This window comes from Leisingera sp. CC-HEC093 (assembly GCF_059429195.1).
The window spans coordinates 2,635,543-2,662,516 of sequence record NZ_JCAIJR010000001.1 but is presented as its reverse complement, the minus strand read 5'-3'; the positions used below and the strand labels follow the sequence as shown (position 1 = coordinate 2,662,516).

Annotated in this window: 21 protein-coding genes; 5 read left to right on the top strand and 16 right to left on the bottom strand. The window is 64.4% G+C overall.

Annotated features, from left to right (window positions below; all coding sequences use genetic code 11):
* Window positions 1–166 precede the first annotated feature (166 nt).
* Entirely contained in the window at window positions 167–2,491 is a 2,325-nt protein-coding gene (clpA, locus tag AC5STB_RS12915) for an ATP-dependent Clp protease ATP-binding subunit ClpA (protein WP_495443221.1), read from the top strand.
* The gene (locus AC5STB_RS12910; RefSeq protein WP_495443220.1) at window positions 2,491–3,480 is read left to right on the top strand and encodes a M23 family metallopeptidase; all 990 of its coding nucleotides are present in this window, start codon (window positions 2,491–2,493) and stop codon (window positions 3,478–3,480) included. Before clpA ends, AC5STB_RS12910 begins: the two co-directional genes overlap by 1 nt.
* Window positions 3,481–3,788: 308 nt before the next feature.
* On the opposite strand, the gene AC5STB_RS12905 is transcribed toward AC5STB_RS12910, so the two are convergent.
* The 3 genes from AC5STB_RS12905 to AC5STB_RS12895 all read right to left on the bottom strand — a co-directional run bounded on the left by AC5STB_RS12905 (window position 3,789) and on the right by AC5STB_RS12895 (window position 7,434).
* Window positions 3,789–5,630, bottom strand: coding sequence for a peptidoglycan -binding protein (locus AC5STB_RS12905; protein WP_495443219.1), 1,842 nt, complete (start codon window positions 5,628–5,630; stop codon window positions 3,789–3,791).
* 3 nt (window positions 5,631–5,633) lie between these two features.
* On the bottom strand, window positions 5,634–6,824 hold the full coding sequence (locus tag AC5STB_RS12900; protein ID WP_495443218.1) for a biopolymer transporter ExbB: 1,191 nt from the start codon (window positions 6,822–6,824) through the stop codon (window positions 5,634–5,636).
* A 79-nt stretch (window positions 6,825–6,903) separates the two neighbouring features.
* Window positions 6,904–7,434 carry a gamma-glutamylcyclotransferase gene (locus AC5STB_RS12895; RefSeq protein ID WP_495443217.1) on the bottom strand — a complete coding sequence of 177 codons (531 nt, stop codon included), beginning with the start codon at window positions 7,432–7,434 and terminating at the stop codon, window positions 6,904–6,906.
* Window positions 7,435–7,501: 67 nt separating this feature from the next.
* On the opposite strand from AC5STB_RS12895, the gene AC5STB_RS12890 reads away from it, so the two are divergent.
* Window positions 7,502–8,500: a DUF2125 domain-containing protein gene (locus AC5STB_RS12890; protein ID WP_495443216.1), complete on the top strand. Its 999-nt coding sequence runs from the start codon at window positions 7,502–7,504 to the stop codon at window positions 8,498–8,500.
* A gap of 109 nt (window positions 8,501–8,609) precedes the next feature.
* Here the strand turns inward: AC5STB_RS12890 and AC5STB_RS12885 are convergent, their stop codons facing one another.
* The 5 genes from AC5STB_RS12885 to AC5STB_RS12865 all read right to left on the bottom strand — a co-directional run bounded on the left by AC5STB_RS12885 (window position 8,610) and on the right by AC5STB_RS12865 (window position 14,792).
* Window positions 8,610–9,428, bottom strand: coding sequence for an extensin-like domain-containing protein (locus tag AC5STB_RS12885; protein WP_495443215.1), 819 nt, complete (start codon window positions 9,426–9,428; stop codon window positions 8,610–8,612).
* Entirely contained in the window at window positions 9,425–10,345 is a 921-nt protein-coding gene (locus AC5STB_RS12880) for a prephenate/arogenate dehydrogenase family protein (protein WP_495443214.1), read from the bottom strand. The genes AC5STB_RS12885 and AC5STB_RS12880 overlap by 4 nt, the downstream gene beginning before the upstream one ends.
* The gene (gene hisC / locus AC5STB_RS12875; protein ID WP_495443213.1) at window positions 10,342–11,427 is read right to left on the bottom strand and encodes a histidinol-phosphate transaminase; all 1,086 of its coding nucleotides are present in this window, start codon (window positions 11,425–11,427) and stop codon (window positions 10,342–10,344) included. Before hisC ends, AC5STB_RS12880 begins: the two co-directional genes overlap by 4 nt.
* A 123-nt stretch (window positions 11,428–11,550) precedes the next feature.
* The gene (locus tag AC5STB_RS12870; RefSeq protein ID WP_495443212.1) at window positions 11,551–13,197 is read right to left on the bottom strand and encodes a peptidoglycan-binding protein; all 1,647 of its coding nucleotides are present in this window, start codon (window positions 13,195–13,197) and stop codon (window positions 11,551–11,553) included.
* A gap of 170 nt (window positions 13,198–13,367) precedes the next feature.
* The gene (locus tag AC5STB_RS12865) at window positions 13,368–14,792 is read right to left on the bottom strand and encodes an aminotransferase class V-fold PLP-dependent enzyme (protein WP_495443211.1); all 1,425 of its coding nucleotides are present in this window, start codon (window positions 14,790–14,792) and stop codon (window positions 13,368–13,370) included.
* A 104-nt stretch (window positions 14,793–14,896) separates the two neighbouring features.
* On the opposite strand from AC5STB_RS12865, the gene AC5STB_RS12860 reads away from it, so the two are divergent.
* On the top strand, window positions 14,897–15,358 hold the full coding sequence (locus tag AC5STB_RS12860; RefSeq protein WP_495443210.1) for an Lrp/AsnC family transcriptional regulator: 462 nt from the start codon (window positions 14,897–14,899) through the stop codon (window positions 15,356–15,358).
* A 43-nt stretch (window positions 15,359–15,401) separates the two neighbouring features.
* Here AC5STB_RS12860 and AC5STB_RS12855 read toward each other — a convergent pair whose 3' ends face one another.
* The 4 genes from AC5STB_RS12855 to AC5STB_RS12840 all read right to left on the bottom strand — a co-directional run bounded on the left by AC5STB_RS12855 (window position 15,402) and on the right by AC5STB_RS12840 (window position 19,124).
* Window positions 15,402–15,974 carry a PA14 domain-containing protein gene (locus tag AC5STB_RS12855; protein ID WP_495443209.1) on the bottom strand — a complete coding sequence of 191 codons (573 nt, stop codon included), beginning with the start codon at window positions 15,972–15,974 and terminating at the stop codon, window positions 15,402–15,404.
* Between the two features lie 163 nt (window positions 15,975–16,137).
* Entirely contained in the window at window positions 16,138–16,758 is a 621-nt protein-coding gene (gene rpsD / locus AC5STB_RS12850) for a 30S ribosomal protein S4 (RefSeq protein WP_495443208.1), read from the bottom strand.
* Between the two features lie 187 nt (window positions 16,759–16,945).
* Window positions 16,946–18,004, bottom strand: coding sequence for a Hint domain-containing protein (locus AC5STB_RS12845; protein ID WP_495443207.1), 1,059 nt, complete (start codon window positions 18,002–18,004; stop codon window positions 16,946–16,948).
* A 202-nt stretch (window positions 18,005–18,206) separates the two neighbouring features.
* Entirely contained in the window at window positions 18,207–19,124 is a 918-nt protein-coding gene (locus tag AC5STB_RS12840; RefSeq protein WP_495443206.1) for a hydrogen peroxide-inducible genes activator, read from the bottom strand.
* A gap of 206 nt (window positions 19,125–19,330) precedes the next feature.
* On the opposite strand from AC5STB_RS12840, the gene katG reads away from it, so the two are divergent.
* Window positions 19,331–21,547 carry a catalase/peroxidase HPI gene (katG, locus tag AC5STB_RS12835; RefSeq protein WP_495443205.1) on the top strand — a complete coding sequence of 739 codons (2,217 nt, stop codon included), beginning with the start codon at window positions 19,331–19,333 and terminating at the stop codon, window positions 21,545–21,547.
* A 185-nt stretch (window positions 21,548–21,732) separates the two neighbouring features.
* Here the strand turns inward: katG and AC5STB_RS12830 are convergent, their stop codons facing one another.
* The 4 genes from AC5STB_RS12830 to AC5STB_RS12815 form a co-directional block, all read right to left on the bottom strand.
* Entirely contained in the window at window positions 21,733–23,556 is a 1,824-nt protein-coding gene (locus AC5STB_RS12830) for a BCCT family transporter (protein WP_495443204.1), read from the bottom strand.
* A gap of 77 nt (window positions 23,557–23,633) precedes the next feature.
* On the bottom strand, window positions 23,634–24,644 hold the full coding sequence (locus AC5STB_RS12825; protein ID WP_495443203.1) for an Ldh family oxidoreductase: 1,011 nt from the start codon (window positions 24,642–24,644) through the stop codon (window positions 23,634–23,636).
* Window positions 24,645–24,656: 12 nt separating this feature from the next.
* Window positions 24,657–25,286 carry a DUF3726 domain-containing protein gene (locus AC5STB_RS12820; protein ID WP_495443202.1) on the bottom strand — a complete coding sequence of 210 codons (630 nt, stop codon included), beginning with the start codon at window positions 25,284–25,286 and terminating at the stop codon, window positions 24,657–24,659.
* Window positions 25,283–26,971, bottom strand: coding sequence for a hypothetical protein (locus AC5STB_RS12815; protein ID WP_495443201.1), 1,689 nt, complete (start codon window positions 26,969–26,971; stop codon window positions 25,283–25,285). The genes AC5STB_RS12820 and AC5STB_RS12815 overlap by 4 nt, the downstream gene beginning before the upstream one ends.
* Window positions 26,972–26,974: the final 3 nt, after the last annotated feature.

Below are 26,974 nucleotides of genomic sequence, written 5' to 3'. Positions count from 1 at the left end.
CGCGGCGGCGTGCAACAGCGGGAAAATAATTGTGACCCCAAAATGAAGAAAAGACCTTGAAGCCGGCGCGCTATCAACCAAACTCTAACCTTATAAGCACATGGTTGAACTGAGGGGTTGGTTAATACCGCCCCACCGGCCAACCCAAGATCAGAGGAGCACGCCCGTGCCTTCATTCTCGAGCACCCTGGAACAGGCCATTCACGCAGCGCTGGCGCTGGCGAATGAACGCCGTCATGAATTCGCAACCCTGGAACACCTGCTTCTGGCCCTGATCGACGAGCCCGACGCGGCCCGCGTAATGCGCGCCTGCAGCGTCGACCTGACCGAACTGCGATCCTCTCTGGTGGAATTCGTGGATGAGGATCTTGCCAACCTTGTGACCGATATCGACGGATCCGAGGCGGTGCCGACCGCCGCCTTCCAGCGCGTCATCCAACGCGCCGCGATCCACGTGCAAAGCTCTGGCCGCACTGAGGTAACGGGGGCGAATGTGCTGGTCGCCATCTTTGCCGAACGCGAAAGCGATGCCGCCTATTTCCTGCAGGATCAGGAGATGACCCGCTATGACGCGGTGAACTTCATCGCCCATGGTGTTGCCAAGGACCCGGCCTACGGGGAATCCCGCCCGGTGAGCGGCGCGACGGAGCAGGAAGAGGACAACCTGACCACCGCCCCCGAGGGCGAGAAAAAGGAGTCGGCGCTGGCCAAATACTGCGTCGATCTGAACGCCAAATCCCGCGACGGCGATATCGACCCGCTGATCGGCCGCGACCACGAGGTGGAGCGCTGCATCCAGGTGCTGTGCCGCCGCCGCAAGAACAATCCGCTGCTGGTGGGCGACCCCGGTGTCGGCAAGACCGCCATCGCGGAAGGCCTGGCGCGCCGCATTGTCTCCGGCGAAACCCCGGCAATCCTGTCGGAAACCACCATCTACTCGCTCGACATGGGTGCGCTGCTGGCAGGCACCCGTTACCGCGGCGATTTCGAGGAACGGCTGAAGGCCGTGGTCACCGAGCTGGAGGACCACCCGGACGCGGTGCTGTTCATCGATGAGATCCATACCGTGATCGGTGCCGGTGCCACCTCTGGCGGTGCGATGGATGCGTCCAACCTGCTGAAGCCTGCCCTGCAGGGCGGCAAGCTGCGCACCATGGGCTCCACCACCTACAAGGAGTTCCGCCAGCATTTCGAGAAAGACCGCGCGCTGAGCCGCCGGTTCCAGAAGATCGACGTGAACGAGCCGACGGTCGAAGACTCGATTGAGATCCTGAAGGGGCTGAAACCCTATTTTGAGGAGCATCACGGCATCAAGTTCACCGGCGATGCAATCAAATCCGCGGTGGAGCTGTCGGCGCGTTATATCAATGACCGCAAGCTGCCGGACAAGGCGATCGACGTCATCGACGAGGCCGGCGCCGCGCAGCATCTGGTCATCGAAAGCAAGCGCCGCAAGACCATCGGCGTCAAGGAGATCGAGGCTGTTGTAGCGAAGATCGCCCGCATCCCGCCCAAGAACGTCTCCAAGGACGATGCCGAGGTGCTGAAGGACCTGGAACGTTCGCTGAAGCGCGTTGTGTTCGGCCAGGACGATGCCATCACCGCCCTGTCGAGCGCCATCAAGCTGGCCCGTGCCGGCCTGCGCGAGCCGGAGAAGCCGATCGGCAACTACCTGTTTGCAGGCCCCACCGGCGTCGGCAAGACCGAAGTGGCCAAGCAGCTGGCGGACCAGTTGGGGGTGGAACTGCTGCGTTTCGATATGTCGGAATACATGGAGAAACACGCGGTCTCCCGCCTGATCGGCGCGCCGCCGGGCTATGTCGGGTTCGACCAGGGCGGCCTTTTGACCGACGGTGTCGACCAGCACCCGCACTGCGTGCTGCTGCTGGATGAGATCGAGAAGGCGCACCCGGATGTCTATAACATCCTCTTGCAGGTGATGGATAACGGCCAGTTGACCGACCACAACGGCCGGACGGTCAATTTCCGCAACGTGATCCTGATCATGACCTCCAACGCGGGCGCCTCCGACATGGCAAAGGCTGCCATCGGCTTTGGCCGCGACCGCCGCGAGGGCGAGGACACCGCCGCCATTGAGCGCACCTTCACGCCGGAGTTCCGCAACCGCCTGGATGCGGTGATCTCCTTTGCGCCGCTCGGCAAGGAAGTGATCCTGCAGGTGGTCGAGAAGTTCGTCCTCCAGCTGGAAGCGCAGCTGATGGACCGCAACGTCTCCATCGAGCTGACCCGCAAGGCGGCCGAATGGCTGGCCGACAAGGGCTATGACGACCGCATGGGCGCGCGTCCCCTGGGCCGGGTGATCCAAGAGCACATCAAGAAGCCGCTGGCAGAAGAGCTGCTGTTCGGCAAGCTGACCAAAGGCGGCGTCGTCAAGGTCGGCATCAAGGACGGCAAACTGGACCTGCGCCTGGAAGGGCCGGGCAAGCCGCGGATTTCCGGGGACAAACCGCCGCTGCTGACCGCGGACTGATGCGTCTCGCGACGCTACTAGCCACATTACCGCTCGCCGCGCCCGCCGCGGCGGGCGATTTACGCTTGCAGTTGCCGCTGGATTGCACCCTGGGCGAGACCTGCCACATTCAGCAGTTTGTGGACCGCGACCCTGGCCCCGGCGCGCGCGATTTCACCTGCGGCACGCTCAGCTACGACGGCCACAAGGGCACCGATTTCGCCCTGCCCTTTCTGTCGGACATGCAGGCCGGCGTGCAGGTGCGCGCGGCGGCTGACGGCGTGGTGCTGGGCACCCGCAACACGATGGCGGACCAGTATGCCACGCCCAAGAATGCCGCTGGGTTTGAGGGCAAGGAATGCGGCAACGGCGTAGTGCTGCGTCACGGCGGCGGCTGGGAAACCCAGTACTGCCACATGAAGCGCGGTTCCGTCCGGGTGGAAAGCGGCGAGAAGGTGAAAGCCGGAGATGTGCTGGGCGAGGTCGGGCTGTCCGGCAAAACCCAATTCCCGCATCTGCACCTGTCGGTGCGCAAGGACGGCGCGGTGGTGGACCCTTTTGCCCCGCTGGCGCTGGAAACCTGCGGCACCGGGGATGGCAGCACGCTCTGGGCGGATCCGCCGGCCTATCAGCCCGGCGGGGTCATGGGGGCGGGCTTCGGCACCGCGGTGCCGGAGTACGATGCCGTCAAGTCCGGGCTTGCCAATGAGGCGCCGCTGGCCGCGGACGCGCCCGCCTTTGTGTTCTGGGCCTATGCCTTTGGCGGCCAGGCCGGCGACACGCTGGAGCTGACCGTGACCGGACCCGGAGGGGAATTCGTCTCCCACAGCGAGGCGCTGAACAAGAACCAGGCGCAGTTTTTCCGCGCCGCCGGGCGGCGCCTGCGCGGCGGCCAGTGGCCCGCGGGCAGCTATACCGGCATCGCCCGGCTGCTCAGGGACGGGCAGGAGGTCGGCCGCCTCGTCCGCAGCATGGAAATCACCGCCCCTGCAAATCCGGATACCCAGTAACCTTGCGCTCTGCAGCCGCGCAGCGGCTGCCCGGCCCAACGGGCGCAGCCGCCCTGGCAGGGCGGATTGGCGCCGGGCGGGAGCCGCCGCCGCACCGGCCAGCCGCGCCACGGCCGGAAATCTGCTGGCTGGATTTGATTTTTCCCGCGCCTGCAATAGTTTATAGCTAGCCCTGCTGCCCGGTGGGGCCGCAACCCGCGTGTAACTAGTAGCTTGTCTCCATTAGTGAAGCGGGTTGCACTCCGCGGCGGCTGACAGGCTGGCCGGCACGGGGTAATAAAACCGGTCTGACAGGGCGGTGGCCCGGTTCATTTCTCTGTGAATTTCAACTCGATCCGCCGGTTCTGCGCGCGGGCCTCTGGCGTGTCCGCAGGGTTGACGGGCTGGTATTCCCCAAAGCCGTTGGCTGCCAGACGCGAGGGCGGCACGCCCAGCGCCTCGACCATATAGCGCACCACCGACAGTGCCCGGCCCTGGCTAAGTTCCCAGTTGTCGGCAAATTTCGGATGCGTCCCCAAGGGCGTGCTGTCGGTATGCCCGTCGACCCGTATGATCCAGTTGATTTCCGGCGGGATCGCCGCCACCACGCTTTGCAGGATCGACACCACCTTGGCAATTTCCACGCGGCCCTCAGGCGACAGGGTGGCGCTGCCCGGGGTGAACAGCACTTCGGAGGCAAAGACAAAGCGGTCGCCCTGGATCCGCACGCCCTCTTGCGTGCCGAGGAGATCGCGCAGCCGACCGAAGAACTCGGAGCGGTAGCGCTCCAGATCCTGCGCCTTGGTGGCGAGCACTGCCGCCTCCGCCTCAAGCCGCTTGCGTTCCTGTTCTTCCAGAAGCCGCCGCTTGCGCTCTTCCGAGGCGGCGCGGGCCAGGGCCGCATTCAGGTCCTGGCCCAGGTTCTGCAGCTGCACCTGCTGCGCCGTGTCGCGGGCCTGGTAGTCGTCCAGAATGGCCTGCAGCCCGCCCAGCTGCTCGCGCAGAGCCGCGACCTGCTGATTGAGCAACGCGGTTTCGCGGCGGGCTTCCTCTGACACCGCCTGCTCTTTCGACAAGGCGTCCCGCGCCTGCGCCAGCAGAGCGGCGCGTTCTTCAGCCCGGCTGAGCTGTTCGGAGGCGGCGGCCTCTGCCGTCTCCTGTGCGCCTACCGCTGCCAGCAGGCGCTGGCGCAGCACGTCCAGTTCCTCTGCCTGGGTGTCCGCTGCAGCGAGGGCAGCCTTGGCCTCAGCCAGCTCTGCTGCCAGCTGTCCGGCCTCGGCGTCGGACTCCGCCCGGGCGGCCTCCAGCTCCGATATCTGCGCATCCAGCTGTTTCTTTGCTGCCTCTGCCGCCGCCAGCAGGGTCAGGGTGTCCTCTGCCTGCTGCCGCTGCGCCTCCAGTGCCAAAGTCATCGCGGTCAATTCTGCGTCCGCAGACTGGAGCTTTTCGCGCAGGGCTTCAGCAGCGGCGGCCTCCACCAGCCGGGCGGCTTCCTCCGCGCTCAGCTGTTCCTGAAGCCCGGCGATTTCTTCGGTTTTCGCAGCTTCTTCGGCCTTCAGGCTGGCAATCAGTGCTTCCATCGCCTCGCGCTCGGCTGCCGCCAGCCGGGCAGCTTCGGTTTGGGCGTCGATCTCGCCGCGGGCCTGGGCCAGCGCCAGGTTCAGGGCCTCCTGCTCGCTGAGAAGTGCGGCGCGGGCGGCTTCGAGGGTTTCGCGTTCGGTGTCCAGATCCGCAACCCGCGCCTGAGCGGCGTCGCGGCTGGCGATCAGGGCGGCCACCTGCGCCTCGAAACTGGTGATGCGGCTGGCGGCTTCGGCCAGTTCTCCGGCCTGGCGGTCGCGTTCTGCGGTCAAAGTGGTGATCAGGCTGCGGGCCTGCGCCAGATCTTGTTCGGCAGTGTTCAGAGTCGAGGTCAGCGCCCCCATCCGGGCGTTCAGGCGCCTGTTCTCGCGCTCCTCCAGCCCCAGGGCGGAGGCCAGCGCGCTGACTTCGGCCGACAGCTCATCCAGCTGGCTTTCCTGGCCGGTGATGGTTTCGCGCAGCACGAACTGCACCACCATAAAGATGGTCAGCACGAACATCAGCACCAGCAAAAGCCCGGTCATCGCATCAACAAAGCCGGGCCATATAGAGGCCTGGAACCGCTGTCCTGTGCGCCGGGAAAGGGCCATCGGTTACTCCCCCGCGCCCCGGTCCGGCCGGCCGCCGCGGGACAATCCGCGCGGGCGGGCAAAGGCCTTGATCATCAGGTCGATGTCCTTGCGCAGCTCAGCCAGGCTTTCCTGGCGGCCTGCGGAAATTTCCTCGAGGATGCGCAGCATCTGCACGTCAATCGAGCGCAGGCGCATCCGGCTTTCGGCATCGATGCCGCCTTGCTCGCTTTGGCTGCGCAGGATCTCGGTTAACGCCTCCTGCCCCACCGCGACCCGGTCCAACGCCGCGGTGATGGTGCCCGTCTGCTCCTGGCGGCGGTTCATCTCCTGGATGGTCTCCACAAGCTCCGTGAGCCGCTGATCCACCGCCGCGCGGCCTTCGGCGGTCTCAACAAACATCTCCTGCAGCATCTCCATCTGCTCAGCCATGGTATCGAGCACCTGCGAGACCACGCCGCTGTCGCCGGCGCCATCCTCGCCTGAGGAGAAGCTGACGCGGGTGATGGAGGACAGCCATTCCTCCAGCTCGCGGTAGAAACGGTTCTGGCCGTGGCCTGCGAACAGCTCCAGCAGGCCGACGATCAGCGATCCGGCAAGGCCCAGCAGCGAGGAGGCGAAGGCCACGCCCATGCCGCCCAGCTGCGCCTCAAGACCTGTCATCAGGCGGTTGAAGACAGACAGGCCTTCTTCCCCTTCTTGCGGCGCCAGGCTGCGGATGGTGTCGACAACCGCGGGTACGGTGGTGGCCAGGCCATAGAAGGTACCCAGAAGGCCCAGGAAAATCAGAAGGTTGACGATGTAACGTGTGATCTCCCGGTCTTCGTCGATGCGGCTGGCGACCGAGTCCAGAATGGAGCGGGTGGAAGAGGAGCCCAGCTGCATCCGCGCGCTGCGTGAGCCCAGGAGCGAAGCCAGCGGCGCCAGTATTGACGGCGGGCGGCGGTGCTCCTGATTGTCGCCAGCGGCGAAGCGTTCGATCCAGCGCACCGAACCGATCAACTGCACCACCTGCCAGAAGCAGGCCAAGACGCCGATCACAAAGACAAAGACGATGAACCCGTTGAGCCACGGATTGGCCTGGAACACCGGCAGCACCCGCGGCAGCGCCACAAAGGCGCCGAACCCCGATAGCCCCAGTGCGATCAGCATCATGATGATCTGCCGCACCGGCTGGGAGAACTGCGGCCGGGTCTTGCGGTCTGGCTGCGCCATATTGCTTGGCTCCTGACTCTTTTTGACTGCTCGTATTGCGTCCGCAGCCTATAAGCAAAGTGTCAGAACCGCCAAGGCTTTATGCGGTGATTTCCCGCACCCTGCCCGCCAGCCAGTCGAGATCATTGTCGTGCAGGCCGATCTCAGCCAGATGCTCCGCCGTGTTGTAAAGGTATTCTGTATTGGGGCCGCGCCCGCCAACCGCATGGGCGATGATCTGGGCCTGCTCCTCAAGGCTGAGGCTGCCGCAATACTGCACGTGGTGCGGGTCGATCACATAGGTAACCGCCGTGACAACGGAGCCATCGGCCAGTTCCACCTCCAGATCGCGCTCCAGATAGGCAGAGGAAATCAGTTCGCGCTCGCGCAGGTCTGCAAGGGTCTGCTCTTCGTGGCCAGCCTCCACCGCTAGGGCGATGCCCTTGCAATGGGCGTCTTCGGTCTCGTCCAGCGCCAGCACCAGGCCGGGCTTTTCTTCGCTGCCGCGGTGATGGATCGAGGACATGCAGAAGGACCGCGCATAGCCGTGCAGCACCGCCACCTCGCGCCGCGCCACCGGGAAGCCCGGGTTCCAAAGAAGCGATCCGTATCCGAATACCCACATGGTCATGTCATCTGGCCCTTTTCGTGCCCTCCCTATAAACAGCAATCCTGATCCGGACAAAAGAGGCTTTCCAATGCGCCTGGCGAAACTGCTGATTGCCGCCCTGCTGGTGTGGAGCCTTTATTGGGGGGCCGCGGCCTGGGGGCTGAAAAACGGCATTGCAGGCTGGTTCGATGTGCAGGAGCAGCGGGGCTGGCAGGCGGAGTATTCGGTGCTGGAAACCCGGGGCTATCCGTTCCGGCACCAGACCCGGATCAGCCGCCCTGCCCTTGCGGATCCCCGCACCGGTGCCGCCTGGCGGGCGGACTGGCTGGAGCTGGACAGCCCCGCCGCCTGGCCAGGCCGGCTGGAGCTGCATTTCCCGGAAACGGCGCAGCGGCTGTCCTATTTCGACCAGACCGCGGTGATTGCCGCGGACGGGCTGCAGGCCAGCCTGCACCTGAAGCCGGGCGTGGCGCTGGAGCTGGAGCAGATGGCCGCCGTGGCGGACAGCTGGCAGATATCCCGCGGCGGTGAAACGGTGCTGAGCGGCGCGGCGCTGGACCTGCGTATGGCGCAGACGGACCGTACCGGGGTTTATTTGGTCACTGCGGACGCCAGAGAGTTCGCGCCGCGCGCTGCCTGGCGGCGGCTTCTGGCCGCCAGCGCGCCGCTGCCAGAGCGGTTCGACACGCTGGCGCTGGACATGACCGTGGGTTTTGATGCGCCCTGGGACCGGACTGCGCTGGAACAGCGGCGGCCGCAGCCGCGCCGGATCGATCTGAAGCTGGCCGACGCCCGCTGGGGCGACTTGCGCCTCAAAGCGACAGGCGCGCTGAATGTCGACGAACAGGGGCTGCCCGAGGGCGAAATTGCGCTGCAGGCGGAGAACTGGCGCGGGCTGGTGCTGATGGCCGAACGCAGCGGCGTCCTGGCTCCGGCGCTGCGCGGCACGGTGGAGCGGGTGCTGGGGCTGCTGGCCGAAACCAGCGGCAGTCCCCGCAATCTGAATATCACGCTGGGATTTGCGGAGGGCTATGTGACGCTTGGACCGCTGCCTCTGGGCCACGCGCCACGGCTGATCATCCGCTAGGCCAAGCGCCGGCCCGTATCCGGCCGAAGACGTATATGCGAGGCGCTGCCTCGCGCTCCGGGATTTTTTTGGCCAGAAGAAGAATAGGGGTCAGGTGAAACCGCAGCCCTTAGCGGCAGTAGGAGCCGCCGCGGTGGCGCGCCACGTCCAGGTGGAAGTGGTCCTTATGATAGCGGTCGGCCTCTGGCCCCAGCACGGTGCCGAAGGGGCCGCAGGCGGCACGCCAGATCTTTTTCAGCTTCTTGCGGGTCTTGCGGGTCTGCCAGCCGCGCAGCACGGTGACAGTCTCGCCGCTGGCGAGGGTGAAGCCGGAGATATCGATCGCCCGGCCCTTGCCGTGTTCGGAGATCTTGGCACCGGGGCGGTTGTTGCGCGTGCGGCAGGCGTAATGCGCGGCGACACGCAAGCCTACCACCTTGTTACGGCGGCCAAAGGCGGTTTCGACTTCGCGGTTGATCCAGGTCTTCAGCGCGCGGGCAGTGTTGCAGGTCATCAGCGAGGCCTGGCTAAGGCGCACTCCGGCAATCTCGCGCACCCGCACCGCGTCCTTGGCACCGCAGCCGGGCAGCGTGCCGGAGACATGGCCGACGCTGTCGCCCTGTATGTCAATGTCGCCGCAGACTGAGCCCTTGCGCAGCTTGCGTCGTTTGAACAGCACCTGCTCTGCCAGGCTGTCCGGGCGGGCCGAGGGCATAAGCGAGGCACCGGGTGCCAGCAACGGCAGTTCTGCGGGGCGGGCGGCTGCCGCCAGGCGCTGTTCCGATTGCGGGCGGGACACGGGCCGCATGCCGGGTACCGGAGCCGCTGCCGGCTTCGGCCCTGCATTTTCCGCTGGGCGTGCGGGCGGCGTCATCGAGGTATCCGGCGCCGCGGCCAGCGCGGTCCCGCCAAAAAATGCTGCCAGTATCAGCACGCCCGCGCGGATCATTTCTTTTGCCCCCGGCCAAAGTCCGGCGCGTCGGTGTCCTGGCCGGCCTCGATGATGCCGCGGCGGATCGCGCGGGTGCGGGTGAAGTAATCGTGCAGGTGCTGCCCGTCGCCGGTGCGGATGGCGCGCTGCAGGGCAAAGAGTTCCTCCGTGAAGCGGCCAAGGATTTCCAGCGTGGCGTCCTTGTTAGTGAGAAACACATCGCGCCACATGGTAGGATCCGAGGCAGCAATCCGGGTGAAGTCGCGGAAACCGGCGGCGGAATACTTGATCACCTCGCTGTCGGTCACCCGGCGCAGGTCGTCGGCAACGCCCACCATCGTATAGGCAATCAGGTGCGGTGTGTGCGAGGTGACGGCCAGCACCAGATCGTGGTGGTCGGCATCCATCTCGTCGACATGAGCGCCCATGCCTTCCCACAGCGCACGCAGGCGTGCGGTGGCCTCAGGGTCGGTGCCCTCAACCGGGACCAGCAGCGACCAGCGGTTATCGAACAGTTCGGCAAAGCCGGATTCCGGGCCGGAGTGCTCAGTCCCTGCCAGCGGGTGGGCGGGCACGAAATGCACGCCCGCGGGGATATGCGGCTGCACAGCCTCGATCACATGGCGTTTGACCGAGCCCACATCCGAGACCGTGGCACCGGGTTTCAGCACCGGCGCGATATCCTCCATCACCGGTCCCATGGCACCGACGGGGACACAAAGCACCACCAGATCGGCATCCTGCACAGCGTCACGTGCGCTGTCGCAGACGCGGTCGCAAAGACCTATGCGGCGGGCGGTTTCGCGGGTTTCGGCGCTGCGGGCATAGCCGGTGACCTCACCTGCAAGCCCTGCGCGCTTCATCGCCCAGAACATTGAGGATGCAATCAGGCCCAGGCCGATCAGCGCGACGCGGCCGTAAACTTGCTCGCTCATGCCTGGCCCTCTTTGAATGCCTTGACACCTAGCGCGATGCGGCGGCAGGAGTCCTCGTCGCCGATGGTGATGCGTAGCGCAGTGGGCAGGTTGTAGCCCGCCACCCGGCGCACGATCAGCCCTTGGGCCTGCAGATAAAGATCGCAGGCCTCCGCCTCTGCCTGGCTGGAGAAGCGGGCCAGGATGAAGTTGGTGCTGGACACATCCGAGGGCACGCCGAGTTCCGCCAGCGCACCCGCCAGCCAGGCGCGCCATTTGGCGTTTTCAGCGCGGCAAAGATCAACATAGTCCGTGTCGCGCACCGATGCCTCGGCCCCTGCCAGCGCGGTGCTGGAGACGTTAAATGGGCCGCGCACCCGGTTCAGCACGCTGATGATCTCTTTGGGGCCGTAGCCCCAGCCGATCCGGGCCCCGCCCAACCCGTAGATCTTGGAGAAGGTGCGGGTCATGAAGACGTTGCTGCGGGAGGCAATCACGGCCGCGCCTGCATCAAAGCCGTCGACATATTCGGCATAGGCCCCGTCGAGCACCAGGAGCGCGCCCGCGGGAAGGCCGTCGGCCAGACGGGCTACCTCCGCCTCGCTGATCATGGTGCCGGTGGGGTTATTCGGGTTGGCGATGAAGACCAGCTTGGTTCTGGCGGTGCAGCCCGCCAGCAGCGCGTCCACGTCGGTGACACGCTCGCGTTCCTTCACCTCCACCGGAGTGGCCCCGGCGGCCAGGGCGCTGATGCGGTACATGGCAAAGCCGTGTTCGGTATAGAGCACTTCATCCCCCGGGCCGGCATAGGCCTGGCACAGGAAGGCGATGATCTCGTCGCTGCCGGCGCCGCAGATGATCTGCTCCGGCTCCAGCCCGTGAACCTCGCCGATTGCCTGCCGCAGCGCCGCGTGGTCCGAGCTGGGATAGCGGTGCATATTGGCCGCCGCGTCCTGCATCGCCTGGACGGCGCGCGGGCTGGGGCCAAGGGGGTTCTCGTTCGAGGAGAGCTTCACAACATTGCTCACCCCTTTCACATGGGCAGCCCCGCCCTGGTACAGAGCGATGTCCATGATACCGGGCTGCGGTGTGAGTTGGGTCATAATACGGGCTCCTTAATTCCAACCCGTCATAACGGCCCAAACGCTGGCGGGGAAGCACCAAGATGATGCTTCCCCTGCGCCGCCGCCCCCCAGCAGCAGCCTGCCGCAGTCCGCGGGCCCGCGTTAATGCGCGGCCGCAGTCTTGGGCATTTTGCGCTTGGCCTCGGCCATGATGATTTTCTGGATCTGCTTACGCAGCTCCATGTCCTTGCGCATCGCCTCGTTGGCCTGTTTCTGCATGGTTGAGGCTGATTGCGAGCCATCGGCACTGTTCAGAGCCTCGCCCGCGTATTTGCTGAGCGTCTTGCCGGAGATTTGCTTGGCAATCTCGCCATAGACCGCGTCACCGTGCAGCTTGATGAAGTCCTCGGTGGCCTTGGTGCCGTATTTGGCTATCAGGTCCTTTTTCACTGCCCCCTCCATTGCGGCGGGTGCCAGCTTGGTCTTGAGGAACTTCTCTGCGCCCGACGTGAAACCAGAAGAGAATTTGTCCAGCGCCTTGCCCGCGCCTGCGGACATGATGCCGGCGGTCAGAATCTTGGCGATGCTTTCCTTGATCTCCTTGGTGTTGGGCGGGCGGCCCTTTTCAATCAGCGGTTTGGCCAGGCCGATGGTTTCCTTCAGCGCCTCTGTCACCATGGCTTCGCCGGCTTTGGATTTCAGAAACTTCTCAAAGAAGACTTTGACCGCCTTCTTCGGCATCTCGCGGGAGAGTTTTGACGCCGCGGCCTTGGCCAAGTCATCGGCAAGGCCTGCGGACAGCTTGGCAGTCAGCTTGCCGCCCGCCGCCCCCGCAAGGCCCGCGATAAAGCTGTCGATGAACACCTTCTTGGCGGCGCCGTCCCAAGTCACCTTGTTGCCCGCCAGGTGCTCACCCAGCTGCCCGGCACTGGATTTCAGCGCCTCGGTGCTGGCAGCGGCAATGGCGTGGGCCTTGGCCGGGGACATGCCCTTGGTCGCCACCAGACGCGCGGTCATATAGGTTTCGACCACAGCAAAGGACACCTCGCGCACAACCTCCAGTTTCCAGACAATGGCGCCTGCAGTGCTGATGCGCTGGTCAATGAACTTTTTGAAAGCCTTGCCGCCCTTATTATAGGCCTTGGACGCCTTGACGTCCTGCTTGTAGACCTTTTTCCAGTCCGGCTTCTTCTTGCTGGTCAGGGTCTTGAGGAAGCTTGCCTCGGAGCGGGCGTTGAGGATCGGTGTCCAGGGCGGATCGGTCTTGTCGTTGACCACGCTGACGGCAAATTCGGTCAGCGCATTCAGGAAGGTTTCGTTGCCCTGGCGGGTGTTCTCAACCTCGTTGCAGAAATCGACCCAGGATTCCGCCTGGCCGTACATCATGTTGGCCTTCGCCAGCAGCTTGCGGCGCAGTTCCTCCTGTCCGGCTTCATACTCCGCCACCGTTATCATCTTGGTCTTGCCGTTCTCGACAACCTCAACCCGTTCGATCTTGGTGTCCGCCGCATATTGAGCGGCCAGTTTCGGCAGACCTGCGTTCCAAGTGCGCATGCCCGGATCGACAATACCGTCGGGTTTCTTGAACCCCAGTTTCTTTTTCTGGAAATCCTTGATGGTCTTGATCAGCCCGGCGTCGCATTTGGTGCTGATATCGACAGAATAGCCGTTTGCCTTGAGCATCAGACGGACCAGTTCGACATCTGCAGGGGCGTTCTTGACCGGTTTGAATTTGCTTTCGCCGGTTTTCGGGTCCGGCTTGGTAATCCGTTTCTTGTCGCCGACAGGGGCGGAAAGCTTGAGAGCCATGTGATTGCTCCAACCAATTAACTACTGGTTCAAGCGTGCCATGGCGATGCGGTTCCGTCGCGGGGGATTTGGAATAGACTTTCCCCCTTTAAATGCGGCGGGAGCCTGCCTACATGTCACAAGCATGTGAGGTGCTTTCCTGCGGCAGGAAAGCACCCGGTGCGGTTGGCCTAGGCCGCCTGCACCTTGAACCGCGCGGTCTGCGGGTCGGCGTCGTAACGGGCCGCGATCTCCCCCGCCTTCAACGTCAGCTCATTGACGCAATCGATGATGTGCTGTGCTGTCTCCTCCGCCATCAGGTAGGAGAAGTTGAGCCGCACCCAGCCGGGTTTCTTCATTTCCTCACCTGCCTGCAGGTCGGCAAACAGGGTTTCCGATTCCGGCTGGCTGATGCCCAGCAAACGGTGTGCATAGGGGCCGGCGCAGGCGCAGCCGCCGCGGGCCTGGATGCCGTAGACGTCGCTCAGCATGCGGGTGAACAATTGCTGGTGCACCGGGTTGCCATCGCCGTCGGAGACCAGGAAGGAGAAGATCGGCAGCCGGTGCGCATCGCGGTGGCCGAGGATGCGCAAGCGCGGATTGGCGGACCAGCCTTCCCATGCCATCTGCGCGAACTTGGCCTCGCGGGCCTCGATCTGCTCCTGGCCTACGGCCTCCTTAACCAGAAAGGCCAGTGCTGCGCGGATGTCGCCGATCACATTGGGGGTGCCGGCCTCCTCGCGGGCGGCCAGATCCTGGCTGTATTCATGGCGCCAGGGAGACACAAAGCTGACGGTGCCGCCGCCAGGCCAGGACGGGCAGCGGCGGCGTACGGCGGTCTGGTTGACGATCAGCACGCCAGAGGCACCGGGGCCGCCCGGGAATTTGTGCGGCGAAACCACGACGGCGTCCTTACGCTCGCCCCCCATGGCGCCCATATCGATGGGCAGATAGGGACCGCCGCCTGCGTAGTCCCAGACAGCAAGCGCGCCATGCGTGTGCAGCACGCAGCTGATGGCGTCGGGAGCGGTGACGATGCCGGTCACGTTGGAGGCGGCAGAGAAGCTGCCGATCTTCAGGTCGCTGTCCGCGTGCTGTTTCAGCGCAAGTTCCAGCACCGCCAGATCCGGCCCGCCCTCTGGCGCTTCGGGGATCTCGACCACCTCGGCCTTGCTTTCGCGCCAGGGCAGGATGTTGGAGTGGTGCTCATAGGGGCCGATGAAGACAACCGGCCGGGCGGCCTCATTCACGCCAAACAGGCTAACCAGACGGTTGAGGCCCGCAGTTGCGCCCGAGCCGGTGAAGATCACCGCATCCTGTGCCGTGGCGCCAGTGATGCGGGCGATTTCGCTGCGCGCCTCGCGGCGCAGGCGGGTCATCCGGGTACCGCAGTAGGAGGCCTCCGTATGGGAATTGGCGTAGAACGGCAGTACCTGGTCCGCCACAAAGTCCTCCACCTGGCGCAGCGCGCGGCCGGAGGCGACGTAATCGGCATAGACCAGCGGCACGTCGCCATCCAGACCGGGGATCATCACGCCGTCGCCGATGACACTGCGGCCCAGAGCGCCGTCCTGTGCCGCTTGCCGGATTGTCTGTTTGAATGCTGCCAGGGTCATGTCGCGCCTCCGAAATCTGTTGAGACACAATGAACGGAATTTAGCGCGGAAACTTAATCAATTACTGAGTGGATTGCGCTACATTTGTGTCATATGATCGCATAATGAGCAAAAATGCAGACAGTATTGATCGCGCCATCCTGCGCGCCCTGCAACAGGACGCCAGTCTGTCGCAGCGGGAGCTGGCGGACAAAGTGGGGCTGTCGCAGAACGCCTGCTGGCGGCGGCTGAAGGCGCTGAACGAGAGCGGCCTATTGAAGGGGTCCACTGCGCGGCTGGACCGCAAGCAGCTGGGGCTGGATCTGGTGGTGTTCGTGCTGCTGCGCACCCGGCACCATTCGGCGGACTGGCTGCAGAAATTCCGCCGCCATGTGCTGACCATTCCTGAGGTGGTGGATTTTCACCGCATCGGCGGCGATTACGATTATCAGCTGAAAGTGGTGACCGAGGACATGGCCAGCTACGACAAGGTCTATCAGCGGCTGATCTCAGGCGTGGAGCTGGACAGCGTCACCTCCTATTTCGCGATGGAGGCCATTGCCGAAGGCCGACCGCTGCCGTTGTGAGGATGCTGGCAGGGGTCAGCCCCCTGCCCCGCGGCCAAGGCTGTCAGTGCCCGAAGGCGCTGTCCTTCATCCATTTCGGGCGCTTGCCGTCCGGGCCCATGCGCATGTGCAGACAGGCAGTGCCCAGGCGCTGGAAGTAGAGGATATCGACCGGATACCAGCCGGCCGAGGGCACCTCGACCCGGGTCACGATGGTGCTGTCGCAGGACTGGCGGCCGTCGAATTCGCCCACCACCTGGCCGCCGATTTTGGCAAGCAGCCCGTCGTTGGTCAGGAAGTCGATGTTGTGGACGCCGGGAGTATCCAGTTTCACGTAGCCGGTAATGCGCGCGGCCACATGCATCGGCCGCTTGGAGGTCAGCGTGTTCTGCCCTTCCTCAGTATCGCGGTTGTCCAGCCCGGCAATCGGGCGCCCCGGTTCGCTGCTGATCTTCAGCGCGGAGGAGGCCTCAGCCAGTGATTTAACATCCTGAGGATAGGCGTAGACCACCGCAAGCCCGGGCTTGACGCCGGAGGGTTGCGGGTTTGCAGGTGTGAGTTTCAGCGGTGCCGCGCCTGCCGCCGCCGCCAGAACCGTGAGCCCCGCCGCAGCGGCTGCTTTGATCAAGAAATTCATTGGTCGCTCCCTGTCGTTTCGGATCAGGATAGACCCAATGGCCCTGCCGGGCCACCGCTTTTGGAGAGGCCCGCCCCGTGCGGTGCTGGCCCGGCAGACCGGCAAAGAAAAAGGGCTGCCCCGCAGGACAGCCCTTCCGCCAGATGCCCCTTGGGCAGCAGGCTTAGTTCTTGGCGTAGAATTCGACGACCAGGTTCGGTTCCATCATAACCGGGTACGGCACGTCGCCCAGGGACGGGGTGCGCACGAAGGTTGCGGTCATCTTGGAGTGGTCGGCTTCGATGTAATCGGGCACATCGCGCTCAGCCAGCTGGACGGCTTCCAGAACGGCAACCATCTGCTTGGATTTGTCACGGACCTCGATCACGTCACCCTCTTTCACGCGGTAGGAGGGGATGTTCACGCGCTTGCCGTTCACGGTCACGTGGCCGTGGTTGACGAACTGGCGGGCCGCAAAAACGGTTGCCACGAACTTGGCGCGGTAGACGACAGCGTCCAGGCGGCGCTCGAGCAGGCCGATCAGGTTTTCACCGGTGTCGCCGGAAACACGCACGGCTTCGCCGTAGATGCGGCGGAACTGCTTCTCGGTCAGGTCGCCATAGTAGCCCTTGAGCTTCTGCTTGGCGCGCAGCTGAATGCCGAAGTCGGACAGTTTGCCCTTGCGGCGCTGGCCGTGCTGGCCCGGGCCGTAGTCGCGGCGGTTGACCGGGGACTTCGGACGGCCCCAGATGTTTTCGCCCATGCGGCGGTCGATTTTGTACTTGGCAGACGTGCGTTTGGTCACGGCTGATCTCCTTCGTTTAAGGTTTCGAAGGGCGTTGTCCTCTTGCCTTGCGGCATGACAGGGATCCCCTCGCGGGGGCCACCAACACCAATGAAGCCGCGCTTATATAGGGGGATGGCGCAGAGTCAACACGGCGTTTGCCTGTTTGGCAGGAAAATCCGCTTGCGGGACAGGCTAGCTGCCTGCCCTACGCGGCATCATGCCCCAGAATGGCGGCCTCTGAGGCGCTGAGGTTGCGGCGGGCATGAGGGCCGTAGGACAGCGGGTCGCGCTGCAGATCCGGCTGCAGGCGGAACAGGCGCGCCCTGTCTGCGTCGCTGAGTGCTGTAAGGGAGGCGTTTGACGGGTGGAAGCTCTCTGTTTCTACCCCGTTAGCCCAGAGCACCTGATGACTGGCCAGCATCAGATGGATATAGGAGACTTCGCGCACCGAGGTATCAGGCAGGATGGTGCGGCCGTTGACCAGATCGCCGGCCGCGACCAGAACTTCCGGCGTGTTGAACAGCTCCCGCACACGCGCGCCGCGCAGCAGCATCCGGTGGCCGGGGGACACCAGCAGCTCCTGTTCCGGGCGGTCGATTCCCAGGGCGCCTGCGTGGATGCGGACCGGACGCAGCCGCGGCATCACGTAAAGCCGAGCGCCGCTGACCCGGCGGGAGCCGATCCACAGGATTTCCTGGGCGCCGTTGTCGCGGGTCTGAACCCTTTCGCCTTCGCGCAGCTGTTCCACCGGTTTCGGGCCGTTCGGGGTGGCGATCAGGGTTCCGGGGGTAAAGCAGATCACCCCGGTGCTGCCCGGAGGCTGGTCCGGACGGGCGTTCAGGGCGTGGCTGACCACCCACATATCTGCACCGCGCGGCGGCAGCTTATCCATGAACATCAGAAGCGGGCGCTTGCCCTGCCCGGTTTCGATCAGGGTGACAGTGAAACTTTGAACCCCATTGGTCACGACAAAGCTGCGGTCCATTAGTGGCTCGTCCACCTGAATCGCATGCACATCGGTGCGATTCTGAACGGCAGCACCGACCAGCCTGCGCACTGAACGTGCAGCACGGCGCCGCAAATCTTCTGCACTGTCTGCCAAATCCTGACGCAACACCCCGGCCGGGCCATCCACCCGCACAGCATCGCCATGCCAGCACCACGACGCGCCCACATCCAAAGCGTTCGCCGGCGCGGCCGGAAGGCCATCGATTTCGGTCTGCGACCAGGAAACAACAAACGTGCCGCCAATGCCCGTTCTCATCTGCCTGTATGCCTGCTCATTCTCGTATTTTTTCCAATACGGTAACAACGCACCCGCCGGCAGGAAACAGTGCGGCTGGAATAATCATGAAGACGTGCCCTTTACGCACCAATCCTCGGTCAGGCGAATGCCGCCCTTGCGTCACTCAATTCAAAGCTGTGCGGGCCAGGTGACGGAGCAGACCACACTTGCGGCCAGTGCTTCAACTCATCGGACGGTAGCTGGAGCGCAATCCGTCCGCGGCCTGCCTGACCACGTCTGCTACTTGTATCAGCTGCCGGGCCAGCGGATTGCTTCGCCGCCAGATCATGCCGATGGTGCGTGCCGGCTGCGGGTCGCGGAAACGGGCAACAGACACCGCTGCTGAGCGCGTTTCCACCGGCACCGCCATTTCGGGGATCAGCGTCACCCCGATCCCGGCGCTGACCATCTGCACCAAAGTTGACAGGGAGCTGCCGTCCAGCAGTTCGCGCGGTGCTGCGGACTGCATCTTGCAGAAAGACAGCGCCTGATCGCGGAAGCAATGCCCCTCCTCCAGCAGAAGAAGCCGCATCTGGCGCAGGCCTTCGGGACCCGGAACAGGTGTTCCGCCATCTTCGCCGGGGCGCACCAGAACAAAGTTCTCAGAGAACAGCGCGACCTCCTCAAACGAAGGTTCAGAGACCGGCAGCGCCACGATGGCGGTATCCAGACGCCCCTCCCCCAGTTCCTCCAGCAGTTTGGGCGTGACGGTCTCGCGCACGCGGATGTCGGCCTCGGGGTATTGCCGGGTCAGATTGCCGACGATGGAGGGCAGCAGATAGGGCGCAATGGTGGGAATCACTCCGATGCGCAGACGCCCGGCCAGCCCGTCGCGTGATGCCCGCGCGAGTTCCCCCAGCTCATCCACTGAGCGCAGGATGCCGCGCACGCGGAAGGCCAGGTCCTCCCCCAGGCCGGTGAGCCGCACCTGGCGGGCGCCGCGCTCCACCAGCTGCACCCCCAGCGTTTCCTCCAACTCTTTGATCTGAACGGACAAAGCCGGTTGGGACACGGCGCATGCGTGTGCCGCGCGGCCGAAATGGCGATGCTGGGCCAACGCCTCGAAGTAGCGCATCTGGCGGAGGGTCACGTTTATCATAGGGTTTCATTATCAGAGCGATGAATAAATGCAACTTATCCCAATGATATTTCCCTGCTAGCCTCCTCTCCAGGAAGACAGGGAGACCCGGCACTGGCAGCCATGGCCCCGCTTGCATTTTCAGGCGGCACGGGCTGCTGGGCTGGTTCCGGGGCGCTTCCGCCGCGACGCAGTTCAATAATTTGAAGCCACGATCGGAGATGGAAATGGACGGAAATACCCCCGCAGGAAAATGCCCTGTGATGCACGGTGCAGCGCTGAACACCGACAGCGGCGGCACCTCGAACCAGGATTGGTGGCCGAACCAGCTGAACCTTAAGATCCTGCATCAGCATTCCCCCAAGTCGGACCCGATGGGGGCGGATTTCAACTATGCTGAGGAATTCAAGAAGCTGGACCTGGAGGCAGTGAAGAAGGACCTGTTTGCGCTGATGACCGACAGCCAGGACTGGTGGCCGGCGGATTACGGCCATTATGGCGGGCTGTTCATCCGCATGGCCTGGCACAGTGCCGGCACCTACCGCACCGCGGACGGGCGCGGCGGCGGCGGCACCGGCAACCAGCGGTTTGCGCCGCTGAATTCCTGGCCGGATAACGGAAATCTGGACAAGGCGCGCCGCTTACTGTGGCCGATCAAGCAGAAATACGGCAACAAAATCTCCTGGGGCGATCTGATGATCCTGGCAGGCAACTGCGCCATTGAGTCGATGGGCGGCCCTGTGTTCGGCTTTGGCGGCGGCCGCGAGGATGTCTGGGAGCCTGAAGAGGATGTCTACTGGGGGTCCGAGACTGAGTGGCTGGCCACCAGCGACCAGGCCAACAGCCGCTATTCCGGCGACCGCGACCTCGACAACCCGCTGGCGGCGGTTCAGATGGGCCTGATCTACGTGAACCCGGAAGGCCCGGACGGCAACCCCGATCCGGTCGCCTCGGGTCTGGACGTGCGCGACACCTTTGCGCGCATGGGCATGAACGACGAGGAAACCGTGGCGCTGGTGGCCGGCGGCCACACCTTTGGCAAGGCGCATGGCGCGGGCAACCCGGACCTGGTGGGCGCAGAGCCGGAAGCAGGCGATATGGAGCTGATGGGCTTTGGCTGGACCAATTCACATGGCACCGGGCGGGGCGCCGACACGACCACTTCCGGCATCGAAGGGGCCTGGAAGCCAAACCCGACCACCTGGGATATGGGCTATTTCGATGTGCTGTTCGGCTATGAGTGGAAGCTGGTCAAAAGCCCGGCGGGCGCCAACCAGTGGCAGGCGCAGGACGTGAAGCCCGAGCACATGGTGGTGGACGCCCATGACCCGAGCAAGACACATGCCCCGATGATGACCACCGCCGACATGTCGCTGCGGATGGATCCGGAGTACGAGAAGATTTCGCGCGATTTCCACGCCAACCCGGAGAAATTCGCCGATGCCTTTGCCCGCGCCTGGTTCAAGCTGTGCCACCGCGATATGGGGCCGAAGTCGCGCTACCTGGGGGCGGATGTGCCTGCTGAAGACCTGATCTGGCAGGATCCGGTGCCGGCAGTGGATCATGCGCTGGTGGATGCGCAGGACGTCTCGCAGCTGAAGGCGGCGATCCTGGGTACCGGCCTTACGGTTTCCGAGCTGGTTGCAACGGCCTGGGCCTCGGCCTCGACCTTCCGCAGTTCCGACATGCGCGGCGGTGCCAATGGCGGCCGCATCCGGCTGGCCCCGCAAAAGGACTGGGAGGTGAACGAGCCCGCGCAATTGGCCAAGGTGCTGAACGCACTGGAGCAGGTGCAGAGCGAGTTCAACGCTGGTGCGTCCGGCGGCAAGAAAGTGTCGATGGCCGATCTGATTGTTCTGGCGGGCTGTGCCGGGGTTGAGGAAGCCGCCAAGGCCGCTGGGCACCCGGTGGATGTGCCCTTCACCCCGGGGCGCACAGATGCCACGCAGGAGCAGACCGATGTCGACGGCTTTGCGGTGCTGGAGCCGGAGGCGGATGGCTTCCGCAATTACCTGAAGGCCGAGTACAGCGTGCCGGCCGAAAAGATGCTGGTGGACCGGGCGCAGCTTTTGACCCTTGGCGCGCCAGAGATGACCGCGCTGGTCGGCGGGCTGCGGGTGCTGGGGGCCAATCATGGCGGGTCCAAGCATGGTGTGTTCACTGACCGGGTTGGCGTGCTGAGCACGGACTTTTTTGCCGGTATCACCGACATGGGCGTGGAATGGAAACCGGCCGGCGACGGCACCTATGAGGGCCGGGACCGGGCCAGCGGCGCGGTCAAATGGACCGGCACCCGTGCGGATCTGGTGTTCGGCTCGAACTCCCAGCTGCGGGCACTGGCCGAAGTCTATGCCCAGGGCGACGGCGCCGCGGCCTTTGTCCGCACCTTTGTGGCGGCCTGGGTCAAGGTGATGAACGCCGACAGGTTCGATCTGGCGGCATAATCCACTAACTGCACGAAACTGAAGCGCCCCGGATTTCCGGGGCGTTTTTTGTGCGCGGTTTCATCCGCCCAGCGCTGCGCGGCGATTGAAGAAGCCGGAGGATTTCTCCCCCGGCCTCTCCGCCCCACCCGGGGCTGTTCGACGACACCCGGGCAAACGCGGCAGCGCTGCCCGGTGTCTGTTTCTTACTCGGCCGGAGCCGCAGCCTTTTCACGCTGCCCGTCGCGGAACAGTGCTTTTGCCAGTGACACGCACATCAGACCCATCACCATGGTGAAGGGCAGCGCGCCGATGATCATTGCGCTCTTCAGCGCTTCCATCGGGTCGGCCCCGCCATTCTGCTTGCCTGCAAACAGCAGGGTGCCGATCACGGCGGTCAGGATCAGGCCCCAAACGATCTTGTGCTTGTTGCCGATGTTCTGGTCGCCGCCGGACATGATGGTGTTCATCACCAGGATGCCGGAGTCCGCCGAGGTGACCAGGAAGGTCATGATCAGCACCACGCACATGATAGTGATGCCGGACAGCAGGCCGCCGTCGATCATGCTTTGCAGGGTCACGAACAGCTTGGCGGTGTTGGACGCGCCGATGATGGCACCTTCGGCCGCACCGTTCAGCTCCAGGTCGATGGCAGTGCCGCCCAGGATGGTCATCCAGGCAAAGCAGACCAGCGCCGGAGCAATCACACAGCCGAGGATGAATTCACGCACCGAACGGCCGCGGGAAATGCGTGCCAGGAACAGGCCCACGAAGGGCGAGAATGCAATCCACCAAGCCCAGTAAAATGTGGTCCAGCCTGACTGCCAGCCGAACTGGCGCTGTGCCTCGCCAGCTGCGTAGGTTGCTGCCAGAACCTCATCGGACAGAGCTGCCGCTTCGCCTTCCAGACCGGACTTGAAGCCTTCGAAGGAGCCCCAGGCGTTGGTTGCACCGCCGCGCAGCGCGTCGGCATGAGGCGCTGCCTCGGCCGGCAGAGCTGCCGCGAATTCAGCCGCCGACTGCGGGCCGTAGGCACCGAAGCTGAGCGAGGTGAACTGCAGGATGTAGTCCACGAAGGCCGATGCATAGGTGGTCATTGCGAACATGAAGGAGCCGAAGACCACGAAGGTCAGCAGCAGGATGATCGACAGAACCAGGTTGAGGTTCGACAGATACTTCACGCCGCGGCCAACGCCGGAGACAGCCGAGATGATCGACAGGCCCATGATCGCAAACAGGCCGGCCAGCAGGCCAACGGTGCCCGGTGCAGGCGCGTCGCCGCTCATGTCCATCATCCACTCCATGCCGGTGATGGCATAAACGCCGTCCACGAACTGGGAAACGCCGAAGCCGATGGTCACGGACACACCCAGGATGGTGGCAACAACACCCAGAACGTCAACGACGTGGCCCAGGAAACCGTTCATCAGCTTGCCGAACAGCGGGGTCAGCGCGGTACGGATGGTCAGCGGCATGTCGCGGGTATAGGCGTAGTAGGCCAGCGACAGGCCGGTCACCACATAGATTGCCCAGGCGTGGAAGCCATAGTGCAGGAATGTGTAGCGGAAGCCGGACTGGATGGCTTCTTCGGTGTTCGGAACCACATTCTGCGCCAGCACTTCCGGGTTGGAACCCCAAAGGCCCAGCGGCTCTGCGGTGGCAAAGACCATCAGGCCGACGCCCAGACCGGCGCCGAACATCATCGAGAACCAGGAAAAGTCCGAGAACTCCTTGCCCTGGCCCGGTCCCCCCATGATCCGCTTACCGGTTTGCGGCAATGCGGCGACCACAAACAGGAAAAAGGCGAAGAAACCGACGATGATGATGTAGAAGGCGTTGAAATCCTCAAGGATGCGTCCGTTGAGATTGCCCAGCTCGCTCGTGGCGTTTGCCGGCCAGACCAGGGCCCAGAGAACCAGGGCGACCATGATCCCCTTGCTGAGCAAGGCGATCTCGACGCTGTGCCCCTTATAGAAGCCCTGGTCTGAGGTCTTGATCTCAAGATCCGTAAAAGGTTGCTTTATTGACATGCGTTTCCTCCCGTTTCGCACGTGCCGCACCGGGGTGCGGATTGTCCGGCGGTTCGCGCAACCACCGGAATCTGGCGTCAGCCCAGCAGGGCTTCGATCCTTGCCAGCGTTGCAACGCTGACAGCGACGCCGTCTTGACGGGCCTGCAAGCGTTTTGCCCGCCGCCCGTCTCCGGGCAGATGTGCGCCGGCTTGGCCGCGCACCGCTTCCACGATCCCGGCCATTCCAGCACTGAAAGCGTCATTTGCTGTCGCAGCCGGGTCGATTGCGATGAACATCTGGCCGGTTTTGGGCGGTCCGCCCGCAGTGCCGGAGAAGGGCGATGCATTGATGCCGAGGGTGGCTCCAGTCAGTGCAGCGGCCATAATTTCGGTCAGCAGCGCCACCCCGACGCCCTTGTAGCCGCCCGAAGGCGCCATTGACCCTTTGAGGCCTGCGTCCGGATCAGTGGTGGGGTTGCCTTCGGCATCCAGCGCCCAGCCCAGCGGGATCTCCTTGCCCTCGCGGGCGTGTTTCATCACTTCGCTCTTGGCGATGGTGCTGGCGCTTTGGTCGATGAGCAGCTCCGGCTCGCCGTCCGCACCTGGAACCGCGACCGAGAACGGGTTGGTGCCCACAACCGGCTTGTTGCCGCCCGAGGGCGCAATCGAGGCCGGGGCATTGGTAAAACCCAGGCCAACCAGCCCGGCGCGGGCCAGACGGGCAGTGTGGTACCCCAGCACGCCGCAGTTGTAGCTGTTGCGGATGGCCAGAACCGCGACGCCCTGTTCGCGAGCTGCCGGGATCAGCGTCTCAAACCCCATATCGATGGCGGAATGGGCAAAGCCAGTTGCCGCATCCGCTGCCACGACACCGGGACGCGGCTGGGTCAGAACAGGCGACGCCTTTCCGTCCACCTTGCCGCATTGCACATGCTCCGCATAGATCGGGATGTAGGCAAGGCCGTGGCTGGCCACGCCGTCCGCTTCGGTGGCCGCGGTCGCCACCGCCAGGGGCCGCGCGTTGGCCTCGGAGGTGCCTGCCGCCACCAGGGCGCGGAAGGACAGATCCTCGATCTCGGCAAGGGTCATGGTTCTGGTTTCGGTCATATCGGTGCCTCTTCAGTCGTTGTCCGACAGCCCGGCGCCGGCACCCAGCAGGCGCGACTCCTCGGTGGCCGGAGCGTAGGTTTTATGGGCAAACCGGTTGAGCGCGGCCCAGGCCGCCTCCTCCGGATCGGCCCGGGTTTGGCTCGGAAGCGGGTTTGACAGGCTGCCCGCAACGCGGATGGCCAGCTGGACTGCCGTTTCCGGCAGAGTGCCCTCGCAATGCAGTGCGGCGCCGTCGGTGACGGCCTGAAAGCCCTTGCCCTCAACCGTGACGCAAGCGCCAAGCTGCCGCGCGGCCGCTGCGGCAAAGGGCAGGATCATCGCAGGCTGGGACACCGGTCCAAGAGACAGCGGCGCATCCCGCAGCCGCGCAGCGCAGTCCGAAAGAGCTGCGCCGGTTGTCAGCGGGCAGAGCGGCGCCTGCGCCGACCAGCTGCCGTCCAGCGATTGCGGCACATGGGCGGACAGGTCAGCGGCGTAGCCGGCAGCCAGAAGGCCTGCCAGCACCGCGGCCCCGTCCAGCCCCTGCGCACAGAGCCAGCGGGTGGCTTTTGCAGCTTCCTCGGCCAGGCCCCAGTTGTACCCTGCCCCGCGGGCAGCGCGTTTAGCGGTGGCTTCCACTTCGTTCAGCGCATAGCTCATTGGTCTGCCTCCGGATAAACCCACAGGTCGGCGTTTGCGGTGGTCAGGTCCTCCGGGTACGGCGCGCCTGCGTACATGCAGATCCGCACCCAGCGGTCGGAGCGCGGGTCGAAATGAGTGGCCCCGAAAAACGACAGCTTCGCCCGCAGCATGTCGATCGGCAGCACCCGGTCACTGATGGTGTTGCTGCGGATCTCGCCATAGGGCGCGACCTGGCTCATCTGCGCCCGCCGCACGGTGTGGCGGTGCTCAGGATGGCGCAGCAGGAAGGCCGCGATGGGTTCATCAGCTTCCCAGTCTGACAGTGCTGCATGGGCCAGGGCCGCGTCGCGGGCCGGGGCCAGCGGCTGCTCGAATTCGGCAATCGGCTCATCGAAGCGTTCGCCCATGCGTGGCTCCAGCTTCTCCTCCGAAACATACCAGGCGCGGGCGCAGTTTTCGCGGGCAGCCCAGTCCAGATCCAGCGCCCAGGCAAAGCTGGCCTCGATCAGCTCCCGCACCCGCGAAACCGGCATTGCGCCATTGATAATGAACGCGTCCTTGTTGGCATCGGCCATGCAGTCAGACAGCCCGTCTACAAGGTCCGCATAGGGTTCGAGGATCAGCGAGGCCGCCAGTTCCTGCCCTTCCAGCCCCAAGGCTGTCTCGCTCCAGCGGATCAGGCGGTCCCAGGGGCGGTCATTGAGCAGATCGTCTGCCGCCACCCAGGCAGCCAGCGCCTCCAAGTCCTTGTGCAGGGTTGCCAGCTTTTCGATCTGCACCGGGTGTTCTGAATGCCAGCGCGCTGCCGACAATTCGCTCCGCCGCAGCATGCGGCGGAAGCAGGCTGCCTCCTCCGACGAAGCTGTTTCGACCGAGCGCACCCGGGCAATCGCCTCTTCCCGGGCCGCAATCCAGTTGTTGAACAGCACCGGGTGGTTGACGATGTAGGGCGCCATGCCAAGGCCGGTAGAATTGCCGATGCCTAGCCGTTTTGCAGTTTCCAGCGCCAGCGGAACGGCATTATCGCCGCCTTTTGCGCGGGCCATATACTCCACCAGATCGCGCACAAAGACCCGGGTCAGATAGACTGACAGCATCTCTGCCTGGAACGGCGCGTTAAGCTCGGGGCGGCCGGCAATCGCCTCACGGTCGGCGGCCCCCAGCTTGCCGGAGCCGTAAACCGCAGTGGTGCGCATCAGGTAGCCGACTGCGTCCACCTGTGCCGGATCCGGCTGCTGGCCTCGTGACAGCGCATCGACAAAATGCGCCCACAGGCGCACCGAGCGGTTGGCGCGGGAAACAGACAGGGATTTCTCGTTGACCCGGCCCGCCTCCTGATAGGGCACGTTCTTCGAGAGCCGTTCAATGTCGGCATCCGTTGGAACCCCGTCAAACAGAGTGAAAGTAGCATCCCAAGCGGTGGCGATCACCCGGTCAGAGCGCATCTCCGGCGGCAGGTCGTGGGCAAAGGCAATCAGAGAGTAGGTCCGCGCAGGGCCGGTGGCGGTATAGACCGCAACGCCGACGCCCTTGGCATCGATATCAAACTTGGGGCGCCCAAAGCTCCAGTTTTCCCGGGCCATGCGGCGTGTCAGCACCCGCATGAAGCTGAGGCGGCACTGATGCAAGGAGCCGAGCCGGCTGAGGCGCATGACCTGTGCCGGGTCCCGTCGTGATATCGTTGTCTGCGCGGTTGTTTCCATGAC